The 10,141-nt window shown below is 62.0% G+C and carries 13 protein-coding genes; 10 read left to right on the forward strand and 3 right to left on the reverse strand.

Translation table 11 applies throughout. The features are described from left to right. Positions 1-48 precede the first annotated feature (48 nt). From QRN10_RS07375 to QRN10_RS07405, 7 genes are all read left to right on the forward strand, one after another. Positions 49-1,017 carry a GTP 3',8-cyclase MoaA gene (locus QRN10_RS07375; RefSeq protein WP_253508987.1) on the forward strand — a complete coding sequence of 323 codons (969 nt, stop codon included), beginning with the start codon at positions 49-51 and terminating at the stop codon, positions 1,015-1,017. A gap of 81 nt (positions 1,018-1,098) precedes the next feature. Next, positions 1,099-1,704, forward strand: coding sequence for a DUF4823 domain-containing protein (locus tag QRN10_RS07380; RefSeq protein ID WP_181081160.1), 606 nt, complete (start codon positions 1,099-1,101; stop codon positions 1,702-1,704). 22 nt (positions 1,705-1,726) lie between these two features. After that, positions 1,727-2,287 carry a DUF1285 domain-containing protein gene (locus tag QRN10_RS07385; RefSeq protein ID WP_181081159.1) on the forward strand — a complete coding sequence of 187 codons (561 nt, stop codon included), beginning with the start codon at positions 1,727-1,729 and terminating at the stop codon, positions 2,285-2,287. 70 nt (positions 2,288-2,357) lie between these two features. Continuing rightward, positions 2,358-3,071, forward strand: coding sequence for a GntR family transcriptional regulator (locus QRN10_RS07390; protein ID WP_181081158.1), 714 nt, complete (start codon positions 2,358-2,360; stop codon positions 3,069-3,071). Next, entirely contained in the window at positions 3,068-4,081 is a 1,014-nt protein-coding gene (locus QRN10_RS07395; protein WP_285428096.1) for an ADP-ribosylglycohydrolase family protein, read from the forward strand. The genes QRN10_RS07390 and QRN10_RS07395 overlap by 4 nt, the downstream gene beginning before the upstream one ends. A 73-nt stretch (positions 4,082-4,154) precedes the next feature. After that, a complete protein-coding gene (locus tag QRN10_RS07400; RefSeq protein WP_181081156.1) occupies positions 4,155-5,621 on the forward strand; it encodes a purine-cytosine permease family protein in 1,467 nt (488 codons plus the stop codon). Next, the gene (locus tag QRN10_RS07405) at positions 5,614-6,531 is read left to right on the forward strand and encodes a PfkB family carbohydrate kinase (protein ID WP_285428097.1); all 918 of its coding nucleotides are present in this window, start codon (positions 5,614-5,616) and stop codon (positions 6,529-6,531) included. Before QRN10_RS07400 ends, QRN10_RS07405 begins: the two co-directional genes overlap by 8 nt. Positions 6,532-6,592: 61 nt before the next feature. On the opposite strand, the gene QRN10_RS07410 is transcribed toward QRN10_RS07405, so the two are convergent. Genes QRN10_RS07410 through QRN10_RS07420 form a run of 3 tightly spaced genes read right to left on the reverse strand, consistent with a single transcriptional unit; the run spans position 6,593 to position 7,674 of the window. Next, complete coding sequence (locus QRN10_RS07410; protein ID WP_253508981.1) at positions 6,593-6,973, reverse strand: Rho termination factor N-terminal domain-containing protein; 381 nt, start codon at positions 6,971-6,973, stop codon at positions 6,593-6,595. A 50-nt stretch (positions 6,974-7,023) separates the two neighbouring features. Beyond that, complete coding sequence (locus QRN10_RS07415; protein WP_181081153.1) at positions 7,024-7,290, reverse strand: hypothetical protein; 267 nt, start codon at positions 7,288-7,290, stop codon at positions 7,024-7,026. A 51-nt stretch (positions 7,291-7,341) separates the two neighbouring features. Next, positions 7,342-7,674: a hypothetical protein gene (locus tag QRN10_RS07420; RefSeq protein WP_253508979.1), complete on the reverse strand. Its 333-nt coding sequence runs from the start codon at positions 7,672-7,674 to the stop codon at positions 7,342-7,344. A gap of 219 nt (positions 7,675-7,893) precedes the next feature. On the opposite strand from QRN10_RS07420, the gene QRN10_RS07425 reads away from it, so the two are divergent. From QRN10_RS07425 to QRN10_RS07435, 3 genes are all read left to right on the forward strand, one after another. Then, positions 7,894-8,373 (forward strand): GNAT family N-acetyltransferase, encoded by a 480-nt coding sequence (locus tag QRN10_RS07425; RefSeq protein WP_181081151.1) that lies wholly within the window; start codon positions 7,894-7,896, stop codon positions 8,371-8,373. 169 nt (positions 8,374-8,542) lie between these two features. Continuing rightward, positions 8,543-9,364, forward strand: a complete 822-nt coding sequence (locus tag QRN10_RS07430; protein ID WP_253508977.1) for an SDR family oxidoreductase — start codon at positions 8,543-8,545, stop codon at positions 9,362-9,364. A 38-nt stretch (positions 9,365-9,402) separates the two neighbouring features. Then, positions 9,403-10,141: substrate-binding domain-containing protein (locus QRN10_RS07435; RefSeq protein ID WP_285428098.1), on the forward strand; the 739-nt coding region annotated here is incomplete at its 3' end.

The raw sequence follows: 10,141 nt of genomic DNA on the forward strand, positions 1-10,141 counted from the left end.
ATAGGTCAGTTTTTAGCGCGCCCGAATTAACCGCTGCCGGAGTGATCCATGATCGTTGATCGTCAAGGCAGGCGTTTTCGCAATCTGCGAATCAGCCTGACCTCAGCCTGCAATTATGCGTGTACCTACTGCGTGCCTGACGGCAAGCGGCTGGTGGCTGCCCAGGACGAACTCTCGGCTCAGGCCATGGCGCGTGGTGTGGCGTATCTGATTGAAGCGGCGGGTATCGAGCGCCTGCGCATCACCGGCGGTGAGCCGCTGGTGAGCCCCAAATTGGAGGCTTTTCTGGGCGCTGTGGGCGGGATGGGGCTCAGAGATATCAGCTTGACCACCAATGGTCAGTTGCTGGCGCGCAAATTGCCGCTGTTGGTGGACGCCGGCATCCGTCGCATCAACGTTTCCCTCGACACGCTGGACGCCGGGGCGTTTCGCAGCATCGCCCGTGGCGGCGACCTGGCGACCGTGCTGGATGGCATGGACCAGGCGCGTGCCGCCGGGCTCAAGATCAAAGTCAACATGGTGCCCCTGCGCGGCCAGAACCTGGACCAGGTCATGCCGTTGCTCGACTATTGCCTGGAACGCGGCTACGAACTGCGCTTTATCGAACTGATGCGCATGGGCCATCTGGCCAAGGATTCGAACGCATTCCTGCAGCAATTCGTCAGTCTGCAACAATTGCTCAGCCTGATCGGCGAGCACCACGAATACCTGCAGGCCAACGCCCCCGTGGACGCTACCGCTGTACGCTACGAAGTGCCTGGCAAAGGCCATTTCGGCGTGATTGCCAACGAGAGCGTGCCATTCTGTCGTACCTGTTCGCGGCTGCGTCTGTCATCCACCGGCTGGTTGCATGGCTGCCTGTCGTCGAGCAACCGCCATTACGTCGGCGACTTGCTCGACAAGCCTCGCCACCAGGCGCTGCCTGCGCTGCAGGGCCTGTTGATGAAGGCTCTGGGCGACAAACAGGAAGTGGCCTTCTCCGGCGGTGCAACCGTCATGAAGATTATTGGCGGCTGACGCCGAGCGGCTCCCCTGGCCCAGAACCTGCATCTCGTGCCCATTCGCCGGTTTTCCGTCACCGGCTTCTGGAGGATTAGGATGCGTAGTCTGGTGTTATTGCTGGCGTCGTTGACGCTGAGTGGCTGCATGACCGTCAGCGATATGGCCGAAGGCACCCGCTATCAGATGAGTGACGCCGGGTTGCTGGACCACAGCGATACCCGCCGCACCGCGTCGATTCGCGTGCAGCCCGATTCGTTCATCTTCATCGCCCAGGGGGCCTTCGTACCGCCCGGCAGTGCCTATCCGCGTCCCAACGTGGTGGCCGAGGAAGCCTTCAACGGTTTCGTCGAGTACTTCCCCATGGTACGTCGCGCGCGCCAACCCGAAGGCCTCGAGCAAGCCATGGCGGAAGCCCGTGCGGCGGGCGCCCATTACCTGTTGTATTGCCGCTTCGCCAAGGCCGACGACCGTATCGGCAACGCCGATGAATGGGCCGATCAGGAGGCGCTTGACCGCGTTGGCGTGGACAGCGGTGTCATCCAGATCATGTTGATCGAGACCAGCACCCAGTATTTGATTGATACTGCACGCATTCGCAGTCGTGGCGGTTTACTGACATTCCACGACAACAAGCCACAAGACCTGATTGCCCGCCCACTGGCGCAGTACGCACGCGGCCTGCTGGGCATGAGTGATCAGTAGGTTCGTCAACCAGGGAGAACCCATGACCGATTCCGCCAAAACCAATGATCTCTTGGCCCAACTGCCAAAAGGCAAGGGCCCGGCGCCGGTGCATCTGTGGAACCCGGATTTCTGCGGCAATATCGACATGCGTATCGCTCGGGACGGTACGTGGTATTACCAGGGCACGCCGATCGGGCGCAAGCCGATGGTCAAGCTGTTCTCCAACATCATTCGCCGCGACGGTGATGATTATTTCCTGATCACGCCGGTGGAAAAAGTCGGGATCGTGGTCGACGATGCACCCTTCGTTGCGGTGACGCTCGAGGTCGAAGGCGAGGGTGAACGTCAGCAATTGCGCTTCACCACTAACGTCGACGAGCAGATCGAGGCTGGCCCTGAACATCCGCTGCGGGTGGTGATTGATCCGGTTACCGACGAGCCGTCGCCTTATCTTTGCGTACGCAACAACCTCGAAGCGCTGGTGCATCGCAATGTGTTCTACCAGTTGGTAGAACTGGCGGTGAGCCGTCCGATCAATGGGCAAAACTGGCTTGGGGTCTGGAGCGGTGGAGCGTTCTTTGTGATTGGCCTGGAGCCGTGAGTTCAGTTTTTACGCGGCCCTGACATAATTCGCTTGCCGCTGATGGGGGCTTTCGGTTATCAATTTGTACATGATTAGACATGTCCGATTTGATAAGAAAAAACGCGTCGTCGACGAACTCATTCGCCGTATCGAAGGCGGGGTGATGGCCGACGGTTTCCTGCTGCCAGGCGAGCACCAGTTGGCCGAAGAGTTTGCGGTCAGCCGAGGCACGTTGCGCGAGGCACTGGCCGAACTCAAGCGGCGCAATTACATCGCCACCCAAAGCGGGGTCGGCTCCATCGTCACCTTCGATGGCATGGTGCTCGATCAAGCCAATGGCTGGGCCCAGGCCCTGGCCGACACGGGCGCACTGGTGAACACCGAGGTGCTGCGCCTGGAAGCTGTGACGCGAGAGGACCTGCGCAGCCGCTTCGGCAGCGACCAATTCATCGCCCTCGACCGCCGCCGGCGCACTACCGACGGCACTGCCGTGTCCCTGGAGCGCTCGTTGATGCCGGCCTCCGGGAGTCTGGAAAGCCTGCCCCGCGTGGGCTTGATCGACAATTCCCTGACCATCACCCTCGCGGCCTACGGCTATATCGGCGCCGACGGCGATCAGTGGATCGGTGCCGAGCCTCTGAGCGCTGCGGACGCCGAGTTGCTCGGGCGTACGGCCGGCACAGTGTTTCTGAAGGCGTCACGCACCACCTATGACCGCCGTGGGCGTTTCATGGAGTACGTCGAAAGCCTTCTAGACCCTGTGCACTTTCGCCTGCACCTGCAATTCGGAACCGCCAAATGACTCCGCATGACCGCGCCCTCGGCGCCTTCTACGGCCTGGCCCTGGGCGATGCCCTGGGCATGCCCACCCAGTCTCTGAGCCGTGAACAGGTTCGCGCGCGTTTCGGCGCTATCACCACGCTGGTCGACGCCCACGCCGACCAGCCCATCGCCCCCAACATGCCGGCCGGCTCCATCACCGATGACACCGAACAAGCCATCCTCGTGGGCGAGCTGCTGGTGCAGGGGCAGGGCACGATCCAACCCTCGGTGCTCGCCCATCGGCTGATCGAATGGGAAGCGAGCATGCGCGCCAAGGGCTCCCAGGATTTGCTCGGCCCTTCCACCAAGCGTGCCATCGACATGATCCTCGCCGGCCATACGCCGGAAGAGTCCGGGCGCTATGGCACCACCAACGGTGCCGCCATGCGCATTACGCCCGTGGGCATTGCCGCCGACGTCAACGACTCAGCGCGGTTTATCCAGGCGGTGATCCAGGCGTGCCAGGTCACCCATAACACCACCTTGGGGATTTCCAGCGCGGCGGCGGTGGCGGCGGTGGTCTCGGCCGGCATCAACGGTGCGGACCTGGGCGAAGCCTTGAACATCGGCACTCAAATAGCCCAGCAGGCTGAAACCCACGGGCACTGGATTGCCGGCGGGCGGATTTCCACCCGCATCAGTTGGGCGCGTACCCTGAGCGTCGGCAGTGGCGACACGGCGCTGTTCGCCGACTTGCTGTACGAGTTGATCGGCACTTCCGTTGCCTCCCAGGAGTCGGTGGTGGTGTCGTTTGCCCTTGCGCAGCAAGTGGCGGTGGGCGAGCTGACGGCGCTGGATGCCCTGTGCCTGGCCGCCAGCCTCGGCGGGGACACCGACACCATCGCGGCCATGCTCGGCGCCATGCTCGGCGCTTGCCTGGGCATGCCGTGCTGGCCGTCGGCGATGATCGAGCAGATCAGGCGGGTCAATGGCCTGGATCTGCAGCCCCTGGTCCAGGGGCTGCTGGCCTTGCGTCAAGCACATGATTGAACAGTCAGGATGACGGGTTAACCCTCTAACCATTTGCCATCACATAACAACTACAGGCATCAGGAGCACCACGATGGGCAGCATGACTTCCGGCCAAGGCGCCGGGCAATTGGAAACACGCGGTATCGAGCCCGTTCCGGAAGGGGAGTGCAACGGCCACCCGCTGCAACTGTTCTGGGTATGGTTCGCCGCCAATATCAGCATCCTCGGTTTGCCGCTGGGCGCCACGTTGGTGGCGTTTCGCGGCCTGGCGATCTGGCAGGCAGTGATCGTGGCAATCCTCGGCGCCGCCGGTTCCTTTGCCGTGGTGGGCATCATTTCCATCGCCGGCCGACGGGGCCGCGCGCCCAGCCTGACACTGTCCCGAGCCATTTTCGGCGTGCGCGGCAATATCGGTCCGACGCTGGTCTCGCTGATGTCGCGCCTGGGCTGGGAAACCGTCAACACCACCACCGCCGCGTTTGTGCTGCTGTCGCTGTGTTCGATTCTGTTCGGCTCGGCGGTCGAGGCCAAAAGCGCGCCGGTGCTGACCCTGATCTTTATCGGCATCTTCGTGCTGCTGACCCTGGCCGTCTCCGGCCTGGGCCACGCCACCTTGCTGGTGATCCAGAAGTGGGCCACCTATGTGTTCGGTGCGCTGAACATCCTGGTGGGCGGTTTTCTCTGCGCCACCATCGACTGGAGCGCCGTCTTCAACGCCGCCCCGGCTCCGCTGAGCGCGATGATCATCGGCATCGGCACCATGGCCGCCGGTACCGGTATCGGCTGGGCCAATGCCGGTGCCGATATGTCGCGCTACCAGCACCGCAGCGTCAAGGCCGCACGACTGGTGGCGTCCGCCGCATTTGGCGCGGGTATCCCGCTGGTACTGTTGATCACCCTCGGCGGTCTGCTGTCGGTGGGCAACAATGACCTGGCGGCGGCCACGGACCCGATCATCGCGATCCGCGACATGCTGCCCACCTGGATGGCCGTGCCGTACCTGATCACCGCGTTCGGCGGGCTGTTGCTGTCAAACAACCTGTCGGTGTATTCGGCCGGCCTCACTACCTTGACGCTCGGCCTGAAGGTCAAGCGCGTGCATGCGGTGATCGTCGATATCGTGGCGATTTTCGCCGGTTCGATTTACTTCATGCTGATCGCCGACAGTTTCTATGGCCCGTTCATCACCTTCATTTCGCTGCTGGCGGTGCCGATTACCGCGTGGGTCGGGATCTTCGTGGTCGATCTGATTCACCGTCACTACTACAGCGCCAAGGATTTGCTGGACGTCAGCCCCAGCAGCGCCTATTGGTATCGCGGCGGCGTGGAATGGCGCGCGTTCGGCGCCTGGGCCGTGGCGATCGTGTTGGGTTTCAGCTTCACCACCATTGGCACCACCGCCGACAACATCTGGTTTGCCGGACCATTGTCCGATTCCTGGCTGGGCCACAACGGCCTGGGCTGGATCGTAACGTTCCTGGTTGCGGGTGGCCTTTATGCCGTACTGGGTGGCGCCTCCGATCGCCGTCCGGCGCTGGTCGAGGGCGCGCATGTCTAGGTTGCTGCACACCGGTCAGGTTATTGTCGACCTGGTCATGGCCCTCGATGCGTTGCCCGAATCCGGTGGCGACGTGTTGGCGCAATCGGCCAGCTTCGAAACCGGCGGGGGCTTCAACGTGATGGCCGCCGCACGCCGCAACGGGATGCCGGTGGTGTACCTGGGGCGCCATGGTACCGGGCGTTTCGGCGACCTGGCCCGCGCGGCAATGCAGGCGGACGGCATCGAGATAGCCCTTGCGCCCAGCACTGGCAAGGACACCGGCTTGTGCGTTGCCCTGACCGAAGCGTCTACGGAGCGCACCTTCATTTCCCGCCTCGGCGCCGAGGGTGACCTCAGTGCCGAAGACCTTGCCAGCGTGGCGCCGCATGCAGGTGATTATGTCTATGTGAGCGGCTACAGCCTGTTGTTGGAAGGCAAGGCGCAACCGCTGATTGACTGGGTGCTGACGCTGCCGCGCGCCATTGTGGTGGTGTTCGATCCGGGGCCTTTGGTCAAAGCGCCTGATTCGGCCCTGATGCGTGCATTGCTGCCGCGCATCGATATCTGGACCAGTAACGCTCCCGAGGCGCTGGCATTCACCGGCGCGGTGGACATCGCGCAGGCCCTGTCCGCGCTCGCTCGGCACCTGCCCGCCGACGCGCTGCTGGTGGTGCGCGACGGGCCGAATGGCTGCTGGGTAGGGAGGGGCGCCCACATCGACCACGTGCCGGGTTTCAAGGTACGGGCAGTGGACAGCAACGGCGCCGGGGATGCGCACGCAGGGGTAATGATGGCCGGCCTTGCCCAAGGCCTCACGCCGGTGGAATCGGCGCGCCGTGCCAATGCCGCAGCGGCATTGGCGGTGACCCGTCGGGGCCCGGCCACATCGCCGGGCGCTGGCGAAGTCGACGCTTTCCTCAACGGATAACACGCCACCGATGTGAGGACGTGCGCGCCCTCACATCGGTGACATTGGCGTCAGAGCAGGGTTAACCCGCCTTCTTCAACGCCTCGATCAATTCGTCCTTGCGCATGCTCGAACGCCCGGGGATATCCTTCGCCCGAGCTTCTTTGAGCAAGCTTTGCTTGGTCTGGGCGCTTAACGCCGCACGGCTGTTGCGCGGATGTCCCTCGCGGCTGGCGGCAGCGCGTTTGGCCGATGCCTGACGATCCTCGGCTTTCTTCGCTGGGGCCTTGCGCTGGCCGGAACCGCCGGCTTTTTCGCCACCACCGGATTGCTTGTTGACCGTGGCCCAGGCGCGCGCTTCGGCTTCGGCCTTTGGCACGCCTTTATCCTCGTAACTGTGCTCGATACGGGCGGCTTTGCGCTTCTGTGCGGCGGTGTATTTGGCTTTGCTTCCAAGAGGCATTGCGATACTCCTACTGGCCCTGTCGCCAGGGCCAGACCAGACAAAATGAATTACTGAGCGTCTGCGCTCTCCAGCTTGCGCGCTTCATCGACACCCGACGCGGTCAGCTTGATCGGCAGGTTCAACGCATATTCACCGGCAGCGTCGGTGGTCACATGACCATCCTTGATCAATCCACGGTCCTGGAGAAACGCCAAGGCACTGGCGACCTCTTTTTCGCCGCGGTAGTTGTCCAGCACTTCCTTGCCCAAACCGTGGGGATGGGCGTGCAGCAGGCGGGTGAGGACTTCTTTTTCAAGGTTCTTATCGACGTTCATGCGTACCTCTTCATGGGGAAATGATCGGGTGTTCGGCTGGCGTACGATGGATCAAGGTGTCGGTTGTTTAGGCGCGCCCGGCAGGTTCGAGTCGTCGCCTTTGTTGATCTTCGGCTCGTTCACCGATGGACCCATCTTGCCATTGCCTACCGCAGCCGGTGCCTGGCGCTGGGTGTCGTGGCCTTGGGTGTGCGGGTCGGCGGCGTTGGTGTTATCGATCACCGCGCCGCCATTGGCGTCCAGGCCCGTGCCCATGGATTTCTGCGATTCGGTGGTGGCGTCCGGGTTGGTCGGGCCGGTGGACGAAGTCGCCGCGAAGCTGCTCAGGGAAACCGCGGACAGCAGGCCGGCGAGGGCGAGGGCAGCACATTTGGAATGGTTCATGAGGGTGTCTCCATATGATTAATGTCCTTACCCTCTATTGGTCAGCCGGTGTTTATTGATCGTGCCTTAAGGGCGACGAACGGTATCAAGTCGCCTGTAAGAATTTGTGTGACAGCGCACCCGGCCACTACGACGGCACCCCGCAGCGCATAAAATTGCGCTGCAATCGCTCATCGAAGCGTCTTAATATGTGGCCTTTCACATTGCCAAGGCTCGCCCATGACCATCGAGATTCGTCCCGCCGTGCCCAGTGACGCTGCGCAGATCCTGACTTTCATCACCGAGCTCGCCGAGTACGAAAAGGCCCGGCATGAAGTGATCGCCAGCGTGGCGGATATCCAGCGCAGCCTGTTTGGCGAAGGTGCGACTGCCCATGGCCTGATCTGCTCGCGAGACGGTGTGCCGATCGGCTTCGCGGTATTCTTTTTCAGCTACTCCACCTGGCTGGGCAGCAACTGCCTGTACCTCGAAGACCTCTACATCAACCCGGAACAACGCGGCGGCGGGGCAGGCAAGAAGCTGTTGCGCCACTTGGCCAAGATCGCCTTCGACAACGGCTGTGGTCGTTTCGAGTGGAGTGTGCTGGACTGGAACGAGCCGGCGATCGCTTTCTATAAGTCCATCGGCGCCCAGCCCCAGGAAGAGTGGGTGCGTTATCGCATGGAAGGCGACGCGTTGCGCGACTTTGCCTTGGGCTGAGGCTGAAAGCCGCCGTAGCGATTGCTCAATAAACCGGCATCTTAATGCCGGTTTTTTTATATCTTCTCTCACATTATGGGATGCAAATTTATATATTGAGATGTTTCAGGGTCTGGGTTTATAGTCGGCGGCATCAGCACTCACTACCAAAAATAAAACAGGTGAAGCGATGCAGGCACAACCGTTGTCCTTACCCGTGGTGCCCGAGCCTACCTACGGCGAGCGTCTCAAAGGCAAGGTGGTGATTATCACCGGTGCCGCCCAAGGCATTGGCGAGGCAATCGTCGCGTGTTTCCAGGCCCAGCAGGCGCAGTTGGTGATCGGCGATATCCAGGGTGAGAAAGTCCAAGCCGTAGCCGCCCGCTGGCGCGAACGTGGCGCCCGGATCCATGCGCTGCCTATCGATATCACCGTGAAGGAGCAGTGGCAGGCGCTGGTCAGCCTGGCCATCGAGCGTTTCGGGCGCGTGGATGTGTTGGTCAACTGCGCCGGCGTCAATGTGTTCCGTGACCCATTGGAGATGACCGACGAAGACTGGCGCCGCTGCTTCGCCATCGACCTCGACGGAGCCTGGTTCGGCTGCCGCACAGTGCTGCCGCACATGATCGAGCAGGGCATCGGCAACATCATCAATATCGCTTCCACCCATTCCAGTCACATCATTCCCGGTTGCTTCCCGTACCCGGTCGCCAAGCATGGCCTGCTCGGCCTGACCCGTGCCCTGGGCATCGAATACGCGCCCAAAGGCATCCGCGTAAATGCCATCGCGCCGGGTTATATCGAAACCCAACTCAATGTGGACTACTGGAACGGTTTCCCCGACCCCCACGCCGAGCGTCAGCGCGCCTTCGACCTGCACCCACCCAAGCGCATCGGCCAGCCGGTCGAGGTGGCGATGACGGCGCTGTTCCTGGCCACCGACGAAGCGCCTTTTATCAATGCCACCTGCCTGATGATCGATGGCGGGCGGTCTGTGATGTACCACGACTAAAACCCGCTGCTCTCCCATAACAACAAGAGGTGCCGTTCATGAAAAAAGCCTTACGTGTGCTTGCTACCGCCGTTGCGCTCAGCGGCCTCAGTTCCTTCGCCCTGGCCGCCGAACCCGTCAAAATCGGTTTTCTGGTCAAACAGGCCGAAGAACCCTGGTTCCAGACCGAGTGGGCCTTCGCCGAAAAAGCCGGCAAGGAGCATGGCTTTACCGTGATCAAGATCGCCGTGCCCGACGGCGAAAAAACCCTCTCGGCCATCGACAGCCTGGCCGCCAACGGCGCCAAGGGTTTTGTGATCTGCCCGCCGGATGTGTCCCTCGGCCCGGCTATCGTGGCTAAGGCCAAAGTCAACGACCTGAAAGTCATGGCGGTGGACGACCGTTTTGTCGATGCCAAGGGCAAGTTCATGGAAGACGTGCCGTACCTGGGTATGGCGGCCTTTGAAGTGGGCCAGAAGCAGGGCGCGGCCATGGCGGATGAAGCGAAAAAACGCGGCTGGGACTGGAAAGAAACTTACGCGGTGATTACCACCTACAACGAACTCGATACCGGCAAGAAACGCACCGACGGTTCGATGGATTCGCTGAAAAAAGCCGGCATCCCTGCAGACCATATCCTCACCGCACCGCTGAAAACCCTCGACGTCCCCGGCAGCATGGACGCCACCAACTCGGCCCTGGTCAAACTGCCCGGCGCGGCGAAAAACCTGATCATCGGCGGCATGAACGACAACACCGTGCTCGGCGGCGTACGCGCCACCGAAGCGGCCGGTTTCA

Source organism: Pseudomonas sp. lyk4-R2A-8, from assembly GCF_030209095.1.
In the GTDB taxonomy this organism is placed as follows: Bacteria; Pseudomonadota; Gammaproteobacteria; order Pseudomonadales; family Pseudomonadaceae; genus Aquipseudomonas; species Aquipseudomonas quebecensis.